The organism is Litorerythrobacter xanthomarinus (genome assembly GCF_046254955.1).
Taxonomy (GTDB): domain Bacteria; phylum Pseudomonadota; class Alphaproteobacteria; order Sphingomonadales; family Sphingomonadaceae; genus Qipengyuania_C.
In genome coordinates this window covers 100,971-118,617 of record NZ_JBJXRG010000001.1, presented here as the reverse complement: position 1 = coordinate 118,617, position 17,647 = coordinate 100,971, and the positions used below count along the sequence as shown (strand labels likewise).

Here is a 17,647-nt window from a genome sequence, read left to right as displayed (position 1 = left end):
ACGGAACATCCGGTCGTGGCTTGCCGGATGCCGAACAAGGTGACTAGACGAACCATGATGGCTCCCGACAGATTCAAACAGCTTCTCAGCGTCCGCCTGCTTGCAGGAGCGGCGTTATTGGCCTTGAGTGCACCTGCGGCGTCACAGCCGACAGGCGAGTCCGGCTCTCCGACCGCGCGCGAAGTCTCGCAGCTCAATGCCGCGCTGCAGCGACTGGCGCGTAATCCGCAAAGCGTGGATGCGCTGATCGATGCGGGTACAGCCTCCCTCGATCTGGGAGATATCGACGCTGCGATCGGCTTTTTTGGCCGAGCTGATGAGCTATCTCCAGGCAATCCGCGGGCCAAGCTTGGCATGGCTTCGGGTTTCTTGCGTTCCGAGCGACCGATAGAAGCCCTGCGCCTGTTCGGCGAGGCAGAGCAGGCAGGTGTCTCGTCCGACCGGTTGGCGGGCGACCGCGGCCTTGCGTTCGATCTCGTTGGTGAGAATCAGCGGGCGCAGGAACAATATGGTATCGCCTTGGGCCAGGCACGGAATGCGCGCATCATTCGCCGTCTGGCGCTGAGTCACGCGATCGCCGGCCAGCGTAAGCAGTTTGAGGATACTTTGCTTCCTCTCCTGCAGCAGCGCGACCTTGCCGCCTATCGCACGCGCGCTTTCGGCTTGGCGATTCTTGGAGAGCATGAGGAAGCGCAGCGCATTGTAGAAGCAGTGATGCCGCAGAACATGGCAAGCAGGATTTCGCCTTACCTGCAATTCATGCCGCAGCTTTCCAAACCGCAACAGGCCGCGGCGGCAAACCTTGGTCGGTTTCCGCGAACTGGCGAAATCGGCTTGGTCGGCAGTCAGCTGGCCGAATCGGCCCAAGCGGGCAGTGCGGCTACGCGAAGGGCAGAGGCAAGCCTAACGCCGCAGGGCACGCCATTGGGACAGCAAGCTGCCCCGCAGCCCGCACCTCAATCGCGTCCTCAGGTTCAGCAGACGCCCACCACCCATATCGCGAGCCAACCCGTGACCCAAGGCTTGCCGCCGCGACTCGCTCAGACCAATTCAGGGCAGTCATCGCGGCTGGCGCAGGTTATTGCCGGGCAGGGCACAACTTCAGGGGCCAAGGTCGTATCGGGCGTTACCGTGTCGGAAGCCTTTTCTGCGCTGGACACAGCACCCACTCCGGTTGCTCGGAGGGGAGCGGTGGATATCACCACGATTGCACCCCGGCGGGAAACCGCCATTCCCGATCAGCCGGAGCGCCATTGGGTTCAGGTCGCCACGGGGCAGGATCTCTCGGCGCTCAAGTTCGATTGGCGGCGATTGGCACGGCAGGCCCCGGAGATCTTGGGCGGTTTCACACCGCACACGGTCCCTTGGGGGCAGGCGAATCGCCTTCTTGCCGGACCCTATGATTCCTCGGCTGAAGCACAGGATGTCGTTAACCGATTGAAAGAAAAGGGTATCAACACCTTTTCTTATACTAGCCCTGAAGGGCAGGCGATCCGCGAGCTGGACTGACCTGCAGGCCGATTTCGGTGTTTTGCACAAGCTTTGAACAGCGCAGAGTACTTCTCAACAAGGGCGATCAATGCGCGCGTTGCCAAGCGAGTGCTTAACAATGCATCCACCCTATCGATGACAATTCACGGATCCCAGAAATGAGAACGGCTGAAGAGCCATATGCCGGCGACGATGACGCGGCCCCGCTCGATATGCTGGCGGCGCTGTTCGAAGCGCGGGGCTGGCCATGCCAGGTCGAATCCGAAGAAGAGGTGGTTGGCGAGATCCAGGGAAGCTGGGCCAAGTACCATCTGCGCGCGATCTGGCGGATGGATGACAATGTCCTCCAGGTCATCTGCCTCCCCGATATTCGCGTGCCGCAGGAAAAGCGCAAACCGACTTACGAGCTGCTCTCGCTTGTGAACGAGCAGCTTTGGCTTGGGCATTTCGATATCTGGTCGAATGGCAATGTCCTGCTGTATCGCAATGCCACCATGCTCGGCGATGAGGGGTTGCTGAGCCTGTCGCAGGCGCAATCGCTGGTGGAAATCGCGATCGATGAGTGCGACCGCTTCTATCCGGCCTTCCAGTTTGTGCTGTGGGGCGACAAGTCGCCGCGCGGGGCGCTCGAAAGCGCGCTTGTCGACGCTGCCGGAGAAGCCTAACCCCGCGATGATTTGAGGGGATGGCGATGAGCCAGTTCGAGAAAATCCTGATCGTTGGGCTCGGCAACATGGCCGGCGCAATGCTTGATGGCTGGTTGGCAAGCGGACTTGATCCGGCGTGCTTTGTTGCGGTGGATCCCGCACGCGATTCTGCGCCGGAGGGGGTCAGGCTATTGCGGGATTTGCCGCGACACGAGCAATTCGATTGCATCCTGCTCGGCGTCAAACCGCAGTTGCTGGACGAGGTCTCCGGCGGTCTGGAATCGCTTTCGCGTGATGCGACGATGATTTCCATCCTTGCTGGCACCGAACTTTCTACTCTCCGCACGCATTTCCCGCGCGCCGCCGCGATTGCGCGGGTCATGCCCAATCTTGCCGCGGCGCTTCGTATGTCGGCGACGACGCTCTATTGCGAAAGGGCAGATGAAGCGGGACGGGCAGGGATCGATGATCTGATCGGCAGGCTGGGCGCAACAGAATGGCTCGAGCGTGAAGACCAGTTCCATGCAGTCACTGCACTTGCCGGATCGGGACCAGGCTTTGTCTACCGCTTCATCGAAACGCTTGCCAAAGCGGGTGAGGAACTTGGTATTCCATCGGAACAAGCCGAGCGACTCGCCAAGCAGATGATCGAGGGCGCAAGCGCGCTTGCCGCGCGATCCGACCACTCCCCGGCCGAGCTCGCACAGCGCGTCGCGAGCCCCGGCGGGACCACGCAGGCTGGCTTGGATGTGCTCGATGCAGAGGGCGCCTTGCAGGCCTTAACCACCGAATGTTTGCGCGCAGCGCATGATCGTAGCATTGAAATGGCTGAAAATTCGAAGAAAAATGGTTAATTGCAATCGGCGCAACTCATTCCGGTTTTGCTTGAAATTCGGCCCCATCCACCCGATATTGTCCGGGTATCGGCCCGCTGGTGCGGCCGACAACAGGAGTTGACCTAAAATGGCCAATTGGAACGAACCCCGCCAGTCGCAGACGGGATTCGAAACTGCGCAATCTCGCGGTGATCTTGCCGGCGGCGTCTCATTCGACGCGGGCCTGCGCAAGCACATGCTCTCGATCTACAACTATATGGCTTCGGGTATCTTGCTTACGGGCGTTATTGCCCTGGTTACGGCAAGCACCGGCCTGGCGCTGACATTCGCAAGTGGGCCGCTGATGTGGTTGGTGGCGCTCTCACCGCTCGCCATCGTGTTTGCGATGAGCTTCGGTGCGAACCGCTTTAGCACTCCCACGCTCCAGCTGATGTTCTGGGGCTTTGCAGTCCTCATGGGCCTCTCGCTGTCGACGATTTTCCTGGTCTATACGGGTGAATCGATTGCCGCGACGTTCTTCGCCACAGCAGGCGCTTTCGCAGGGCTGAGCCTGTTCGGCTACACCACTAAGAAAGACCTGTCTGGCATGGGCACGTTCCTGGTCATGGGCGTGATCGGCCTGATTATCGCGATGGTGATCAACATGTTCATGCAGTCATCGACAATGGCACTGGTGATCAGCTTCATTGGCGTGCTCATTTTCGCCGGTCTTACGGCTTATGATACGCAGCGGCTCAAGCGCGAGTACCAGGTCGTGCAGGGAACCGAGTTCGCCGGAAAGGCGATCATCATGGGGGCGCTGAGCCTCTATCTCGATTTCATCAACATGTTCCTGTTCCTGCTCCGCTTTATGGGCAGCCGCGAATGATCTGCCACTGCAGATAGTCGCATAAAAGACTCACTTTATCGTGCCCGGGGCGCATTGTGCGCTCCGGGCATTTTTTTTGCTTTCAGCGATGCTAGGAATTGCGCTTAAGCTCTGAGTAAGGGTGGATAGGCGAGTTTCGCCATCACAGAAGCGGGAGGAACGCGGTCGCAATGTATGTAACGTGGCAGAATATCAGGTTAGCCGCCGTAGTAGGAGCTTTGGCGACAATTGCGGCATGTGCCCCGCCGCCGCCTCCACCGCCCCCACCTCCACCGCCACCACCGCCGCCGGCGGTAGTGATTCCACCGCGTCCCATGCCGCCGATGGGTGCGGTGGGAACCATGGTGATTCCGCGTTTGGGCGCGGATGGCGTGCGCCAGACGGTCAATGCCAATCTCACGCCCGCGCAGATGACGTGGAACCTGCGTTCGGCGCTCAATGTTGCCGCGCTCAATTGCCTCGACATGCGGCACGCGGGAATCCTGCCGAATTACAAGACATTCCTGGAGGCGCATTCGCGCGATTTGCGCACGACCAACCGAGCACTGGCCGACGAGTTTCGCAAGAAGCATGGCTCTGGTTATCGCGACGTGCAGGATTCCTACATGACGCAGGTCTATAACTACTTTGCCCTGCCGCCTGTCCAGGATGCTTACTGCGACATGGCACTGACAGTAAGCAACGAGCTGGCGCTCGTGCCAAAAGGCGAGCTGGGAACCTTCTCGGCCATGGCGTTGCAGCGCATAGAAGGCGTGTTCGAAGACTTTTTCTCGTCATATGAGCAATACCGTGTCGATCTCGCAGCGTGGGATGCGCGTTACGCAGGTACCGTTCCTGGACCCACTACCTCACGCTATCGCACTTACCTCGACGCGGCGGGCACCTCTTCGGCCTCGGTTCAGCCAGTCGAGACAGTCCAAGTCGCACCTTCGACTGCGGCTCCCGCTGCACTGGACGGCCCTATTGTTCAGGCAGCACCTTCGGGACTTGCGGTCGAAGTCGAGGCTGCGACCGATACGCCGGTTAATACGGGTGACGTCTTCGGACCAACGCTTACCGAAGAATAGCAGGCAGATCTCGAATCAGAGCGAGGGATGCCTATATCCCGGCAGTGATCGCGTCCGCACGCGACATCCGTACTATTTGTCGCTAGGGCGCTGCCATGCATTTCCTCGATCAGGCCAAGATATTCATTAAGTCCGGCGCGGGCGGCCCAGGAGCGGTCAGCTTTCGGCGTGAGAAATATGTCGAATATGGCGGGCCCGACGGAGGCGCCGGCGGCAAGGGCGGGGATATCGTCTTCGAAGCGGTTCCCGGCCTCAATACGCTGATCGACTTTCGTTATGCGCAGCATTTCAAGGCGTCGCGCGGCAGCCACGGCATGGGCAAGGACCGCACTGGCGCAGGGGCCAAAGATCTTGTGATCAAGGTTCCGGTCGGCACGCAGGTACTGTCCGAGGACAAGGAACAGATACTCGCTGATTTTACCGAGGTCGGGCAGCGCATGGTCTTTCTTGAAGGCGGGCAGGGCGGACGTGGCAATGCCAGCTACAAGAGCTCGACCAACCGCGCTCCGCGCCAACATCAGCCGGGCGAGCCGAGCGAAGAAATGTGGGTCTGGCTCCGGCTGAAATTGCTGGCTGACGTTGGTCTTCTAGGCCTGCCCAATGCGGGCAAATCGACCTTTATCAACCAGATCACCAACACCCGCGCCAAAGTGGGCGATTATGCTTTTACCACGCTCGTGCCCAAGCTTGGCGTGGTGCACCACAAGGGCCGCGAGTTCGTCTTGGCCGATATTCCCGGATTGATCGAAGGCGCCGCCGAAGGGGCGGGCATTGGCGATCGCTTTCTAGGCCATATCGAGCGGTGCCGGGTGCTGATCCACCTTATCGATATTGCCGGTGAGGATCCAGCGGTCGCAATGCGAGTGGTGGAAGGCGAGCTTGAGGCCTACGGCGAAGGCCTCACCGATAAGCCGCGTCTCGTCGCGCTCAACAAACTCGATCTGGCCGATGAAGAATTGGCCGAGGGATTTGCTGAGGAACTTCTTGCAGCGGGCGCGGATCGCGTATTCGCAGTGTCTGCTGCGACTGGTGCGGGGATCGAACCCCTGCTCGATGCGGTGCTGTCATATTTGCCCGAACAGACTTCTACCGAAACTCATGGAGCAGAGGTCGAAGCGGAAGAAGAGACCGAAAACTGGTCGCCGCTCGATTAAGAGCATGCTTCAAATGCGTCTCACTCGTCTCTAAGACCTGCAAGCATGGCGATCACCGCTCTTTCCCAGCTCCTCCAGGCCCGACGGATAGTGGTCAAGGTCGGCTCGTCCTTGCTCATCGAGGCGGGCAAGCCCCGCGATTGGTGGCTGGATTCGTTGGCCCAGGATCTCGCGGCAATTCGCGCCGAAGGTCCGGAAGTCATTGTCGTCTCATCTGGTGCGATTGCGCTGGGTGCGGCCCGGCTAGGCATGCCGCAAGGGGGGCGCAGCAATCTGGCCGACGCGCAGGCGGCAGCCTCGGTAGGGCAGGTGGAATTGGCGCGGTTGTGGTCGCAGGCGCTGGATGAGCACGAGCTGATCGCAGCGCAGATGCTGGTGACGCTCGGCGATCTTGAAGACCGGCGGCGCTATCTCAATGCTTCGGCAACGCTCAACCGTTTGCTGGCCGCAGGCGTTGTCCCGGTGGTGAACGAGAATGACAGCGTTGCGACAGAGGAGATCCGCTTTGGCGATAATGACCGGCTGGCGGCGCGTGTAGCGCAGGCTGCAGGCGCGGATACTGTACTGCTGCTGTCCGACGTCGACGGGCTCTATGATCGCGACCCAATGCAGGATGGTGCGCAGCTGATTGCGCAGGTTGACGGGATCACACCGGAAGTTCTCGCCATGGCATCGCGCGGTTCCTCCTCCGGATTGGGTTCGGGCGGAATGGCATCCAAGCTTGAGGCAGCGCAGATTGCCGAGCGCGCCGGAATCACCCTGGCGATCATCAACGGCAAGCACGAGTCCCCGATCGCCAATGCAGTCGATGCCGATGTTGGGACGGTGTTCTTGCCTCGGCGCAGTGACGATGCGCGCAAGGCGTGGCTCGGCGGGCGTATCGCTCCATCGGGCGTATTGACGGTTGATGCGGGCTGCGCGCGGGCGCTCGAAACGGGCGGAGCCAGCCTGCTGGCAGCAGGTATCACAGCTATCGATGGCAAATTCGATCGCGGCGATCTGGTCGAGATACGCGCCGAGGATGGCCGCGTCATCGCCAAGGGCCTGTGCGAATATAGCGCGGCAAACTGCCATGCGATCAAAGGCATGCGCGAAGATCAGCAGGCCGAGGTCTTGGGCCATTCACCGCGTCCGGCGGTAGTCCACCGTGATCACTTGGTGATGCTGTGACGCCTGATACGCCGATCGCGCTGACCGGCGGGACGGGTTTCGTCGGGCAGGCTGTATGCGATCTGGTCGAAGAGCAAGGTCTGCGAGCGCGGGCGTTGGCGAGACGCGTTCCGGATGCGGATCGCAAGGGGATCGAATGGCTGGAGGGCGACCTTGCCAATCCGCATGCACTCGCTACGCTCTGCGAAGGCGCGGATGCAGTGATCCACATCGCGGGGCTGACCAATACACCCGATCCTGAGCAATTTGACGCGGTGAATGTGGCGGGAACACAGGCTGTTCTCGATGCTGCGAGAGCAAACGGCATCAAGCGCTTCATTCTCGTCTCCTCGCTTTCCGCGCGCGAGCCCAAGCTATCGCGCTACGGGGCCTCCAAGGCCAAGGCAGAGGAGCTGGTTCAGGGCAGCGGTCTCGACTGGACCATCGTGCGCCCGCCCGCAGTATATGGCCCGCGCGATATCGATATGTTTGAACTGTTTCGCTCCGCCAAATGGGGCGTCGTACCTCTGCCGCCTTGCGGCGCGACATCGATCATTCATGTGCATGATCTGGCACACCTGCTCCTCAATCTGATACCCAATGTGCCTTCGCTGCGGCGCAAGATCTTCGAGCCTGATGATGCGCGCGAGGGCGGGTGGAGCCACAAGGAATTGGGCAAGGCAATCGGCGAAGCGATGGGGCGAAGGGTATTCGCGCCGCACTTGCCAGCATCCGTCCTCCGCGCGGCGGCGGGCGTCGACCGAATACTTCGCATGGACAACGCCAAGCTTACGCCCGACCGTGTCGGCTATATGACGCATCCAAACTGGATTGCTCGCTCCGATCGGGCAGTGCCGGTTGAAGTCTGGCAGCCGCGCATTCCAGGAGTCGCCGGGTTGAAGCAGACTGCTGAATGGTACCGCGAGAACGGCTGGCTCTGATTTTGCCAAGTTGCGCGCCCGCCCAGGAAGTGTCAGGGGTCACACAGGGACATTGGATTGAACTGGCGGCAATGGCCGTTTTCATGAGCCATGTCTTATAGGGGGAATACTATGAAGAAGCTCATTGCTGTTGTCACTTTGGCAGCGCTCACCGCGTGCTCGTCGGCTGAAGAAGCGGCCGAGACAGAAGAGGTCGCTGAAGAATCACAGATCATGGCCGCCGATGGCAAGCCCTCCTACGGTACTTTCACCGTTACAGATCCCGATGGATCGGTGCTTACCGAAGTCGTCATTGAAGACGGAACCTTCACCTCCACCGACGCGGAAGGAGAAAGCGTTACGGGGACCTGGGTCCAGAAGCCGGGTGAGTTTTGCACTACGGTCGATGCCGAGGGCGCAGAAGAGCGTTGCTTCTCAGAGATGGTCAACGATGAAGGCGTCTGGCTATCGACTGACCCGGACGACGGCACTGTCTCAATCGTCGAGCGTATCGAAGAATAAGCCTATCGACCGATCAGAGTGTCCCGGTAGCGCCTTATTCGCTGCCGGGGCTTCTCGCGTTGGCTTAGAGGAACGGCTCGTAGCCCGGCGGTAGCTCGCCATCATCGCCAAGCGGTGTGTGAATGCCGCATTCGGTCTTGTCCCAGCCTTTCCAGCGGCCGGAGCGCGGGTCTTCACCCGGCTTGACCTTGCTGGTGCAGGGCGAGCAGCCGATCGAGGGATAGCCTTGCGCGATCAGCGGGTGGCGCGGCAATTGATGCTCTTCGAAATATGCGGCAATGTCCTCGGCGTTCCAATCAATCAGCGGATTGATTTTGAGCCGACCTTGCTCGTCGGATGTATCAATTTCGAAACGCGGCAGGTTCGCGCGAGTGTCTGACTGGAACGATTTGCGGCCGGTAAAGCTACCATCGAAGTTTGACAAAGCCTTTGCCAGCGGGATCACCTTGCGGATCTCGCAGCAACCATCCGGGTCGTAGGACCATCTAAGGCCCGTCTCGTCCTTTTGCTGCAAGGTCCCCAAGTCGGGATAGAGGTTTACGAGATTTGTCAGCCCGAGCCGCTCGACCAGATCGTCGCGATAGGCGAGGGTTTCCGGGAAATGCTTTCCTGTTTCGAGGAACAATACCGGAAGCGATGGGTCGACCTGGGCAATCAGATGCAGCAGCGCGGCACTTTCCGCGCCGAAGCTCGATACGACTGCAATATCGCCGATTAGATTATCCTCGATGACCGACTGCAGCATCTCCCGCGTGCTGGATCCGCGAAACATGCGGTTGAGACGGATCGCATCTTCATCGTTGAAGCGCGGGCCGGTATTGAGCCGGTCGACTACTCGCGCGTCTGGGCGAATGGGATCGGCCTCGGCCAAGTCAGCCACCATGCCTCAAAGTCCAGATCGGGGTGCGATCATCCGCGGCGCTCTGGTAGACTTCGGGCCAGCGCGAGAGAGCTGTCTCGACGTCATCGGCATTGAATTGCTGGTCCGGATCGAACGCATCGAAGCCACAGCGCTTCATATAGGCGATCTGGTCGACCAGCACGTCGCCAACCGCGCGCATCTCGCCCTCATAACCGGCCTCGCGCAGCACGCGCGCCGCCGAATAGCCACGCCCGTCGCCGAAGGCAGGGAAGTTGACTTCAATCAGCCGCAAGCGATCCAGATGCGGGATCAACTCACGCGCGTCATCGCCCGGCTCGATCCGCACTGCAGCGGCGTTGGACTGCTCAAGAAACGCGTCAACCGTGACCTGCGCATGATCAACCGGTTCGTCATCGCGAAAGCGAAGGATATCAGCCATACAGCGCCTCCTTGAAAGGATCCATTCCGATGCGGCGATAGGTGTCGAGGAAGCGTTCGCCGTCCTCGCGCTGATCGAGGTAAATGTCGGTCACCGTTTCTACCGCTCCGATGATCCCTTCTTCGTCGAAGCCGCGGCCGGTTATCTTGCCGAGTGCGGTATCCTGGGCCTCGCTACCGCCCAGCAGAAGCTGGTAGTTCTCGATGCCCTTCTTATCGACGCCAAGGATGCCGATGTGCCCGGCATGATGGTGCCCGCAGGCGTTGATGCAGCCTGAAATCTTGAGCTTCAGTTCTCCCAGTGCATCGGTCTTGCCGCTTGCAGCAAACCGTTCGGAGATTTTCTGGGCCAACGGGATCGAACGCGCATTGGCGAGCGTGCAGTAATCAAGCCCGGGGCAGGCGATAATGTCCTCGATAGTATCGAGATTCGGCGCGCCCAAGCCTGCTGCATCAAGCTTGGTCCACAGCGCATGGAGATCGGCGATCTTTACGTGCGGTAGTACAACGTTCTGCGTGTGCATCACGCGGCACTCATCAAAGCTGTAGTCCTTCGCAAGCTCGGCTATCAGGTGCATCTGCTCGCTCGACGCGTCACCGGGGATGCCGCCCACCGGCTTGAGGCTGATAACGGCGGAGACATAGGCATCGTGCTTGTGGCGCACGGTGTTGCGATCGACCCAGAGCGAGAAATCGGGATCTGAACGGTCGATAGCCTTGGGGCCATCTCCGAAAGCCGGGTCCTCGAAATAGGTCTTGATGCGCTTGAGTTCGGCCAGCGGCGGCTCGACCCCTTGCTCGAGAAGGTGTTCGAATTCTTCCTCAACCTGGCGTTTGTATTCTTCCGCACCCAGTTCGTGGACGAGGATCTTGATCCGCGCCTTGTACTTGTTATCGCGCCGCCCATGGCGATTGTAGACGCGCAGGCAGGCCTCGGAGTAGGTCACCAGCTGGTCGAGCGGGACGAATCCGCGGATGCATGGCGCGATCATCGGGGTGCGGCCCATGCCGCCGCCAACATAGAACGCAGCACCCAGTTCGCCCTTACGGCTCTGGACGATCTGGATACCGATATCATGCAGTTTCATCGCCGCGCGGTCAGTATCCGAGGCAATTACAGCGATCTTGAATTTGCGGGGTAAATAGCTGAATTCCGGATGGAAGCTCGACCATTGACGCAGAAGTTCTGCGTAGGGACGCGGGTCGACCAGCTCGTCGGCAGCGGCTCCGGCGAAGTGATCCGAGCTGATATTGCGGATGCAATTGCCGCTGGTCTGGATCGCGTGCATTTCAACCTTGGCGAGATCGGCGAGCAGGTCGGGCGCCTCTTCCAGCTTGATCCAGTTGTATTGAATGTTCTGCCGGGTGGTGAAGTGACCATAACCGCGGTCATACTTTTCGGCGATATCGGCCAGCGCATGCATCTGCGCCGAGTTGAGCGTGCCATATGGAATGGCAACACGCAGCATATAGGCGTGAAGCTGCAGGTAGAGCCCGTTCATCAGCCGCAGCGGCCGGAATTGCTCTTCGCTGAGTTTGCCTTCGAGGCGGCGTTTGGTCTGGTAGCGAAATTCATCGACCCGTGTATCGACCATCGCCTGATCGTAATTGTCGTAAACGTACATGGCTTAGATAACCCAGTTGCCGATTTCGGGATCGGCTGGTTTGAGAGTGAGATCGGGGCGCACGGTCGGCCCCAGCGCACGGATGCGCTCCTTGATATGGCCGGGGCGGGGCGTGCCGTTCTCGTCGCGTTCGGCATCGATGATATATGGACCGTTGACGCGCCGCGCGGCTTCCTCGCGCTTGGCGATGGCTTCGGCCTCATCGCCCGCATCAACCGCTTCTTCGATATGGATTGACCAGTCATAGCCGGTCCACCATGTGACGGCGCCGCTCTTGAGGTCGTTGCCGGTGATGATCTTCATTGTGCGGCCTCCTTGGCCAAGGCTGCGACGGATTGATCGCCGCGTGACGTCACGTCACCAATGATTATGAGAGCGGGACTTCTGACCTGCTCAGCTTCGACCAGGCCAGGCAGGCCAGCAAGCGGTGCACGCAATACGCGCATGTTCGAACGCGCTGCATTCTCGATCACGGCGACGGGCATATCCGGCGCGAGTCCGTCTTCCATCAGCTTCTCGGCGATCTGCGGCGCAGTCTTCACACCCATATAAATCACCAGCGTGCGTCCCTGTCCGGCTAAGCCAGCCCAGTTCTGGTCCTTGAGGCCCTTGCACTGCCCGGCCACAAAGCTGACAACGCTTGCGGCATCGCGGTGGGTGAGGGCGATCTGAGCCGCTGCTGCGGCGCCATTGGCAGCTGAGATACCCGGTACAATCTCGACCGGCACGCCCGCTTCCTTGGCTGCTTCAGCTTCTTCTCCGCCGCGCCCGAAAATCAGTGGATCGCCGCCCTTGAGCCGCACAACATCGCGGCCAGCCAGCGCTTCGCGAACGAGAAGCGCGCAGATATCATCTTGCGGCAGGGTGTGCTTCGAGCGCTGCTTGGCGACCGAGATAAGCTCGGCATCCGGACGCGCCATGGCAATGATTGCCTGGTCGACGAGGCCGTCATGCACGATGAGCTCCGCACGCTCGATCAAGCGCGCTGCGCGCAAGGTCAATAGGTCGGGGTCACCCGGCCCAGCGCCGACAAGGTAGATGGTGCCTGCTTTTGCCATTTGGGTGAGATGGGCCGATGGCTCGCGTGGCGCCAGCGAGAATGGGTGTGCTACCGGGTAGCAGAGATTTTGAAATCGCCGCTTCCAGCGATGGAAGCAGAACTATTGTAACTTCCCGGAACTACTTCCTGTCATCGAGACGTTGTGAAATAGCGGCGATAAGCTGTTCTACCTGCGCATTATTTCGCAGATTGAGATCGCGCTGCGGGAACGGAATCTCGACGCCGTTATCCTGGAACAGCCACCACAATTCTTTCAGCACAGCAGACCGAACATTGCCTACCCCATCCTCTGGATCACGAATCCAGCAGTGGATGACGAAGTCCACCGAGCTATCGCCATAGCCGCTCAACCATGCGGTAGGCGGGGGAGACTTGAGCACGCGAGGGACTGCTTTTGCAGCCTCCATCATCAGCTCTTCAGCCTTTTTGATATCGCATGTGTAGCTCACGCCGACCGGAATCTGAATGCGCACATTGCGCGAGGAGTAAGACCAATTTTCGACCTGGTTGATCATCAGGTTTTCATTCGGGATGAGGTATTCCTTCTGATCCCGCGTGACGATCGAAACAGCGCGGATGCCAATCTTGCGGATCTGACCGAAGGTTTCGGCGCCTGCTGTATCCGCCACCGCGATCACATCACCCGGCTTGATCGACTTATCCATCAGCAAGATGATCCCGGCGATCAGGTTCCCGAATGTCTTTTGCAGGCCGAAACCGATGGCCAGACCGAATGCTCCCGAAAATACTGCGAGCGCAGTTAGGTCGATGCCCAGCAGGTCGATGCCGACGAAGAACGCCAGCCCCCAGATCACGATCGTGATCAATTTCTCCGACAGAAGCTTCTGCGTGTCATCAAGCTTGGTGAGACGTCCGATGAAAGATTTCAGGACACCGGTGAACATCCAAGCAAAGAAAATGACCAGGGCGACTGTACCCAGCACCACGATCGCGTCCCATGCTGAGATATGCATGTCGCCCAGATCGAATGCCATGGCATCGAGCGTCTCTACCATGTCGCCCATGGTGCCACCCTTCTCGGTGACTGCATCCTTGAGATCGGCGGCAGCCGAAACCGGATCTTCGGGCCGAGCTTCAGTGGCTACGGGTTCGGGGCTCGGCGCAGCCTCGATGGCTTCGCCTTCCGCACCCTCAGTGGTAGGGGTTTCCGGTCCGGTCGCTTCGGCGCTCATGCATTCCCCATCGTTTGAAAGGCATTGTCGAGGTCCTCGATCAGATCAACTGGGTCCTCAAGCCCGATCGATAGCCGTATGGCAGCGCCACTGCCACCCCCCAGCTCTGGCAGAGGCCAAGGCATGATCGAGCGGCACTTGTCGGGGTGCATTGGGAGTGCAAGGCTTTCGAAGCCACCCCAGCTGTACCCGATCCCGAACATGGACAGCGTGTCGACCAGCACATCCCGCTGTGCAAGTGAAGCATCCTTCAAAACAAAGCTGAAAAGGCCGCAGGCGCCAGTGAAGTCGCGTTGCCAAAGCTCATGACCGGGCGCGCCGGGCAATGCGGGAAACTGGACCAGGGCGACGTCATCGCGCTGATCGAGCCACTTGGCGATTGTCAGCGCGCTATGGGTACCACGCTCCAGTCGGACACCCATGCTGCGCAAGCCTCGCAGCGCCAGTGCGGCATCGTCCGGGGATACCACATTGCCGAGCTGCTGGCCCGTCAGACGCAATCGCTGATACCAGCGCTCGCCTGCTGTCGCTGCGCCCATCATCAGGTCTGAATGACCGCCCACATGTTTGGTCAGAGAAACGATCGAAATATCGCAGCCGCGCTCCAGCGCCGGAAATCCGAGCGATGTCGCCCAGGTATTGTCGAGCAGGCTGACGGCCCCTTTTTCGCGCGTGATAGCGGCTAGGGCGGGGATGTCGCTAATTTCCATCGTCAGGCTGCCGGGGCTTTCGAACATGACTGCCTTGGTCTTGTCAGTGAAAGCTGCGGCAAAGGCCTCGTGATCGAGCGGGTCGAAGAAGCTGTGCGTGATACCGAAACGCTTCAGCAGACCCATCGCCATTGTGCGGGTCGGCTCGTAAGCGTTGTCGGTAACAAGATAGTGATCGCCCGGAGACAAAACCGCCATGAGCGACTGCGCGATCGCGGCCACGCCGCTGGGATAAAGCACTGTGCCGAACGCACCCGGCTCAAGCTCGGTCAGCGCCTCAGCCAGTGCCCATTGCGTCGGCGCGCCGCGCCTGCCGTAGAAAAACTTCCCGTCTTCGTTGGTTTCGAAGCCTTTCCGCTGTGCGGCGACATTGTCGTAGAGATGCGTGCTCGCGCGCCAGACAGGTGGATTGACAACCGCCCCGGTCCACTCCTCGCGGCGGCCGGCTGTGACCAGTTTGCTGTCGGTCTTCAGGTCCGCGCGCTTCTTACCTTTTGCCATGATTAGCGACCCGCTCCAGCAGCATTGGGAGTTTCCGGGTCCGCACCCCATTCGCTCCAGCTGCCATCATAGAGCGCGCCGCCCGGCTTTCCGATCAGCTCGAGCGCAAACAACAGGACGCTTGCGGTAACCCCGCTACCGCAGGTTGTCGTAACTGGTCTGGCCAAATCAATTCCCGTTTTCACAAAGGCTTTCTTGATGTCAGCTTTTGGCAGGAAAGTTCCATCCGGAGCAAACAACAAATTGAAGGGGAGATTGTGGGACCCGGGGATATGCCCGGTCGGCAAGTTGTGGATCGTGTCCTCGACTTCGCCGGAAAACCGCCCTGCATCGCGTGCGTCAAGGACCTGCTCTGAGTCAGTTGCGATGTTCGCCAGCATATCTGCCTTGGTCCGGATACGCGAGGACGGCTCTCCTGTATCGAATTTCCCGCGCGGATTGTCTGCAGGTCCTGTTTCCAGATCCCTGCCTTCGGCCTTCCACTTTGCAAGTCCGCCGTCGAGGATCGCCACCCGGTCCACTCCGTAGTGGCGCAGCATGAACCACGCGCGCGCCGATGTTTTCACCGCGCTGTCATCGTAAAGCACGATGCGGTCGCCTGAATTAACGCCAAGGCTACGCAGCCGTTCGCCCAATTGGTCGCGCGTGGGGATCGCGTTGGGGACGCTGGAATCGACATTCTTGAGGCTCGGAAGATCGAGGAAGCGAGCGCCTGGAATGTGGGCGTGCAGATACTCAGCCCGGGGGTCGCGTCCGGCATTTGGCAGGTGCGCCGTTGCGTCCAGTATCACCAGGTCCGACGTACTGCATTTTTGGGCCAGCCAATCGGTAGAAACGAGCATATCCATGGCGCCGGGACTAGCTCGCTCCGTCACCTGCGTCGAGAGGCCATTCAGTCGATGGAGCGCTGGCCGATCTGCGAATACGTTTGAGGCTGCTCGTCGATCCGGAAGGGCTGGAGCTTTCCGCCGACCTCGGTGGGCAGCATGCCGATCACGAAAGTCTGCACTTTCGGGGCACCATCGTAGCCCTCGATCCGCAGGCGGACGAGCGGGACGTAGAGCGGCTCTCCCTGCCGCGCGAGGGCGAGTTCGGCGACGGGCAAGGTCAGTTTGCCGGACAGATCTTTGGTCTGCTTGCCCGAAAGCCTTGCAACTTCATGGAGCAAAGGGAGTTCACTTTGGCTGTTCGCTACCTGCTGCGTAAGCGGAACTCCGCCACGAGCGGTAATCAGGTCCCCGCTCACCCCGAGCCTTTCGATCATGGCAAGCGTCTGGTTGGTGATCGCGAGACGATAGTTCAGCGTCAGATTCATCACGCTGCGACTGAGCGAAACTGCTTCCAGCTTCAGCGCGATGCCACCGATCGAGGGTGGCGTGACGGTATCGCTTGTGGATGGCTTGGCGACAACCGGGCGCTCGATTTCTGGTGGCGACGTAATCGCCGAGCGACGTGAACGCCAGTACCATCCGGCCGCCACCAATGCGGCGATGATACCAAGGGCCCACGGCCAATAGTCGTACCATGAGGCTGCACCGCCAATCTCTCCAGATTCACCGGGTTCAGCAGGCAGCTGTGATGGTTGCGCAGGGGCGGGTGAGAAATCGAACGCGCCTTGCGCGGATGAAGGAGCGCCCGTCTCGTTTGGCACGGGAATAGGAAGCGATGGCTCCGCGGTCGGGCTCGCCGTCGGCCGCGCATCAGGCGCAGGGGTAGCGCCCTGAGCGGGGCGCGTGGAAGCCGCTGCGCTCGTCGGTCTGGCTTCAGGCGTGGGCCGTGCCGCCGGTGTCGGCGTGGGAGAGGGCTGGGGCGTCGGCGTATTAACCGCGCGCGGCGGGCGGGCGATGATTCCCGAATCGTCGACGGGGCCCTGCGCCGCCGGCGTGCTTGGCGTTGACGAGGGATTTGGCGGTAGCTGGAAATCCTGCACCGCCTGCGCAGCAAGCGGCGCTGCGCCAAGCAACGGCGCCAGCGCTACGGCAAGCGCGAATAGGATCGGTCGGATTACAGTCATGGTCGATTGGATGAAGTAGGTGCTTTAATGGCTGGGGCGCTGAATAGGTACTGAATCGGCGAAACTGAAGCCGCAGCTTGCGGCGGAGCGCACTTCGTTGCATCAGCGCGGCATGGCAGACACACCTTCCACCACTCATCTGGGCCAGCAGAGCAGCTTGCCCGATTCTCCCGAACTGGCGCAGCTGGACTATGTGCCCAACCCACGCGAGGGCACGACCTACCTGGTACGCTTTGCCGCGCCTGAGTTTACGTCGCTGTGTCCGGTCACAGGGCAGCCCGATTTCGCGCATCTCGTGATCGACTATGCGCCGGGTAAAACGATCGTCGAATCGAAATCGCTCAAGCTCTTCTTGGGTAGCTTCCGAAATCACAGCGGCTTTCACGAGGATGTAACGGTGGGCATTGGGCAGCGCCTGGCAGCGGAAATGAAGCCTCAATGGTTGAGGATAGGGGGCTACTGGTATCCGCGCGGCGGAATACCGATTGATGTCTTCTGGCAGAGCGGTCCGCCGCCCGAAGAATTGTGGGTCCCGGATCAGGGCGTGGCTTCCTACCGCGGAAGAGGCTAGGATAGCCGTCAAGGGAGAC

21 protein-coding genes are annotated in these 17,647 nt (G+C 60.3%); 11 read left to right on the top strand and 10 right to left on the bottom strand.

Features of this window, described 5'->3' with window-relative positions; genetic code table 11:
* Positions 1-54: 54 nt before the first annotated feature.
* The 4 genes from ACEWMW_RS00615 (at position 55) to ACEWMW_RS00600 (ending at position 3,842) form a co-directional block, all read left to right on the top strand.
* Entirely contained in the window at positions 55-1,509 is a 1,455-nt protein-coding gene (locus ACEWMW_RS00615) for an SPOR domain-containing protein (protein ID WP_409411950.1), read from the top strand.
* A gap of 140 nt (positions 1,510-1,649) precedes the next feature.
* A complete protein-coding gene (locus ACEWMW_RS00610; protein WP_409411949.1) occupies positions 1,650-2,156 on the top strand; it encodes a type III secretion system chaperone family protein in 507 nt (168 codons plus the stop codon).
* Positions 2,157-2,182: 26 nt separating this feature from the next.
* Positions 2,183-2,992: a pyrroline-5-carboxylate reductase gene (gene proC, locus ACEWMW_RS00605; RefSeq protein WP_409411948.1), complete on the top strand. Its 810-nt coding sequence runs from the start codon at positions 2,183-2,185 to the stop codon at positions 2,990-2,992.
* Positions 2,993-3,101: 109 nt separating this feature from the next.
* On the top strand, positions 3,102-3,842 hold the full coding sequence (locus tag ACEWMW_RS00600) for a Bax inhibitor-1/YccA family protein (protein WP_409411947.1): 741 nt from the start codon (positions 3,102-3,104) through the stop codon (positions 3,840-3,842).
* A 142-nt stretch (positions 3,843-3,984) separates the two neighbouring features.
* On the opposite strand, the gene ACEWMW_RS00595 is transcribed toward ACEWMW_RS00600, so the two are convergent.
* On the bottom strand, positions 3,985-4,185 hold the full coding sequence (locus ACEWMW_RS00595) for a hypothetical protein (protein ID WP_409411946.1): 201 nt from the start codon (positions 4,183-4,185) through the stop codon (positions 3,985-3,987).
* On the opposite strand from ACEWMW_RS00595, the gene ACEWMW_RS00590 reads away from it, so the two are divergent.
* From ACEWMW_RS00590 to ACEWMW_RS00570, 5 genes are all read left to right on the top strand, one after another.
* The gene (locus ACEWMW_RS00590; RefSeq protein WP_409411945.1) at positions 4,184-4,909 is read left to right on the top strand and encodes a hypothetical protein; all 726 of its coding nucleotides are present in this window, start codon (positions 4,184-4,186) and stop codon (positions 4,907-4,909) included. The genes ACEWMW_RS00595 and ACEWMW_RS00590 overlap by 2 nt on opposite strands.
* Before the next feature lie 95 nt (positions 4,910-5,004).
* Positions 5,005-6,063 carry a GTPase ObgE gene (gene obgE, locus ACEWMW_RS00585; RefSeq protein WP_409411944.1) on the top strand — a complete coding sequence of 353 codons (1,059 nt, stop codon included), beginning with the start codon at positions 5,005-5,007 and terminating at the stop codon, positions 6,061-6,063.
* A gap of 45 nt (positions 6,064-6,108) precedes the next feature.
* Positions 6,109-7,233 (top strand): glutamate 5-kinase, encoded by a 1,125-nt coding sequence (gene proB, locus ACEWMW_RS00580; protein ID WP_409411943.1) that lies wholly within the window; start codon positions 6,109-6,111, stop codon positions 7,231-7,233.
* Positions 7,230-8,153 carry an NAD-dependent epimerase/dehydratase family protein gene (locus ACEWMW_RS00575; RefSeq protein WP_409411942.1) on the top strand — a complete coding sequence of 308 codons (924 nt, stop codon included), beginning with the start codon at positions 7,230-7,232 and terminating at the stop codon, positions 8,151-8,153. Before proB ends, ACEWMW_RS00575 begins: the two co-directional genes overlap by 4 nt.
* 111 nt (positions 8,154-8,264) lie before the next feature.
* Positions 8,265-8,654 (top strand): hypothetical protein, encoded by a 390-nt coding sequence (locus ACEWMW_RS00570; RefSeq protein WP_409411941.1) that lies wholly within the window; start codon positions 8,265-8,267, stop codon positions 8,652-8,654.
* Positions 8,655-8,718: 64 nt separating this feature from the next.
* Here the strand turns inward: ACEWMW_RS00570 and ACEWMW_RS00565 are convergent, their stop codons facing one another.
* The 9 genes from ACEWMW_RS00565 to ACEWMW_RS00525 all read right to left on the bottom strand — a co-directional run bounded on the left by ACEWMW_RS00565 (position 8,719) and on the right by ACEWMW_RS00525 (position 16,694).
* The gene (locus tag ACEWMW_RS00565) at positions 8,719-9,537 is read right to left on the bottom strand and encodes a phosphoadenylyl-sulfate reductase (protein WP_409411940.1); all 819 of its coding nucleotides are present in this window, start codon (positions 9,535-9,537) and stop codon (positions 8,719-8,721) included.
* Entirely contained in the window at positions 9,527-9,955 is a 429-nt protein-coding gene (locus tag ACEWMW_RS00560) for a DUF934 domain-containing protein (RefSeq protein ID WP_409411939.1), read from the bottom strand. The genes ACEWMW_RS00565 and ACEWMW_RS00560 overlap by 11 nt, the downstream gene beginning before the upstream one ends.
* The gene (locus tag ACEWMW_RS00555; protein ID WP_409411938.1) at positions 9,948-11,579 is read right to left on the bottom strand and encodes a nitrite/sulfite reductase; all 1,632 of its coding nucleotides are present in this window, start codon (positions 11,577-11,579) and stop codon (positions 9,948-9,950) included. The genes ACEWMW_RS00560 and ACEWMW_RS00555 overlap by 8 nt, the downstream gene beginning before the upstream one ends.
* A 3-nt stretch (positions 11,580-11,582) precedes the next feature.
* Positions 11,583-11,882, bottom strand: a complete 300-nt coding sequence (locus tag ACEWMW_RS00550; RefSeq protein WP_409411937.1) for a DUF2849 domain-containing protein — start codon at positions 11,880-11,882, stop codon at positions 11,583-11,585.
* Positions 11,879-12,637, bottom strand: coding sequence for a uroporphyrinogen-III C-methyltransferase (gene cobA, locus ACEWMW_RS00545; protein WP_409411936.1), 759 nt, complete (start codon positions 12,635-12,637; stop codon positions 11,879-11,881). The genes ACEWMW_RS00550 and cobA overlap by 4 nt, the downstream gene beginning before the upstream one ends.
* 121 nt (positions 12,638-12,758) lie before the next feature.
* Positions 12,759-13,832 (bottom strand): mechanosensitive ion channel family protein, encoded by a 1,074-nt coding sequence (locus tag ACEWMW_RS00540; protein ID WP_409411935.1) that lies wholly within the window; start codon positions 13,830-13,832, stop codon positions 12,759-12,761.
* Positions 13,829-15,043: a cystathionine beta-lyase gene (gene metC, locus ACEWMW_RS00535; protein ID WP_409411934.1), complete on the bottom strand. Its 1,215-nt coding sequence runs from the start codon at positions 15,041-15,043 to the stop codon at positions 13,829-13,831. The genes ACEWMW_RS00540 and metC overlap by 4 nt, the downstream gene beginning before the upstream one ends.
* Before the next feature lie 2 nt (positions 15,044-15,045).
* The gene (locus ACEWMW_RS00530) at positions 15,046-15,891 is read right to left on the bottom strand and encodes a sulfurtransferase (RefSeq protein WP_409411933.1); all 846 of its coding nucleotides are present in this window, start codon (positions 15,889-15,891) and stop codon (positions 15,046-15,048) included.
* 44 nt (positions 15,892-15,935) lie between these two features.
* Positions 15,936-16,694 carry a hypothetical protein gene (locus ACEWMW_RS00525; RefSeq protein WP_409411932.1) on the bottom strand — a complete coding sequence of 253 codons (759 nt, stop codon included), beginning with the start codon at positions 16,692-16,694 and terminating at the stop codon, positions 15,936-15,938.
* Between the two features lie 82 nt (positions 16,695-16,776).
* On the opposite strand from ACEWMW_RS00525, the gene ACEWMW_RS00520 reads away from it, so the two are divergent.
* Positions 16,777-17,076: a hypothetical protein gene (locus ACEWMW_RS00520; protein ID WP_409411931.1), complete on the top strand. Its 300-nt coding sequence runs from the start codon at positions 16,777-16,779 to the stop codon at positions 17,074-17,076.
* A gap of 93 nt (positions 17,077-17,169) precedes the next feature.
* Positions 17,170-17,628 carry a preQ(1) synthase gene (gene queF / locus ACEWMW_RS00515; RefSeq protein WP_409411930.1) on the top strand — a complete coding sequence of 153 codons (459 nt, stop codon included), beginning with the start codon at positions 17,170-17,172 and terminating at the stop codon, positions 17,626-17,628.
* Positions 17,629-17,647 lie beyond the last annotated feature (19 nt).

Bases quoted from the DNA above. Each gene is read 5' to 3' on its own strand.
- ACEWMW_RS00615 (WP_409411950.1), top strand. From the start codon at position 55: ATGATGGCTCCCGACAGATTCAAACAGCTTCTCAGCGTCCGCCTGCTT.
- ACEWMW_RS00610 (WP_409411949.1), top strand. From the start codon at position 1,650: ATGAGAACGGCTGAAGAGCCATATGCCGGCGACGATGACGCGGCCCCG.
- proC (WP_409411948.1), top strand. From the start codon at position 2,183: ATGAGCCAGTTCGAGAAAATCCTGATCGTTGGGCTCGGCAACATGGCC.
- ACEWMW_RS00600 (WP_409411947.1), top strand. From the start codon at position 3,102: ATGGCCAATTGGAACGAACCCCGCCAGTCGCAGACGGGATTCGAAACT.
- ACEWMW_RS00590 (WP_409411945.1), top strand. From the start codon at position 4,184: ATGGTGATTCCGCGTTTGGGCGCGGATGGCGTGCGCCAGACGGTCAAT.
- ACEWMW_RS00595 (WP_409411946.1), bottom strand. From the start codon at position 4,185: ATGGTTCCCACCGCACCCATCGGCGGCATGGGACGCGGTGGAATCACT.
- obgE (WP_409411944.1), top strand. From the start codon at position 5,005: ATGCATTTCCTCGATCAGGCCAAGATATTCATTAAGTCCGGCGCGGGC.
- proB (WP_409411943.1), top strand. From the start codon at position 6,109: ATGGCGATCACCGCTCTTTCCCAGCTCCTCCAGGCCCGACGGATAGTG.
- ACEWMW_RS00570 (WP_409411941.1), top strand. From the start codon at position 8,265: ATGAAGAAGCTCATTGCTGTTGTCACTTTGGCAGCGCTCACCGCGTGC.
- ACEWMW_RS00565 (WP_409411940.1), bottom strand. From the start codon at position 9,537: ATGGTGGCTGACTTGGCCGAGGCCGATCCCATTCGCCCAGACGCGCGA.
- ACEWMW_RS00560 (WP_409411939.1), bottom strand. From the start codon at position 9,955: ATGGCTGATATCCTTCGCTTTCGCGATGACGAACCGGTTGATCATGCG.
- ACEWMW_RS00555 (WP_409411938.1), bottom strand. From the start codon at position 11,579: ATGTACGTTTACGACAATTACGATCAGGCGATGGTCGATACACGGGTC.
- ACEWMW_RS00550 (WP_409411937.1), bottom strand. From the start codon at position 11,882: ATGAAGATCATCACCGGCAACGACCTCAAGAGCGGCGCCGTCACATGG.
- cobA (WP_409411936.1), bottom strand. From the start codon at position 12,637: ATGGCAAAAGCAGGCACCATCTACCTTGTCGGCGCTGGGCCGGGTGAC.
- ACEWMW_RS00540 (WP_409411935.1), bottom strand. From the start codon at position 13,832: ATGAGCGCCGAAGCGACCGGACCGGAAACCCCTACCACTGAGGGTGCG.
- metC (WP_409411934.1), bottom strand. From the start codon at position 15,043: ATGGCAAAAGGTAAGAAGCGCGCGGACCTGAAGACCGACAGCAAACTG.
- ACEWMW_RS00530 (WP_409411933.1), bottom strand. From the start codon at position 15,891: ATGGATATGCTCGTTTCTACCGATTGGCTGGCCCAAAAATGCAGTACG.
- queF (WP_409411930.1), top strand. From the start codon at position 17,170: ATGGCAGACACACCTTCCACCACTCATCTGGGCCAGCAGAGCAGCTTG.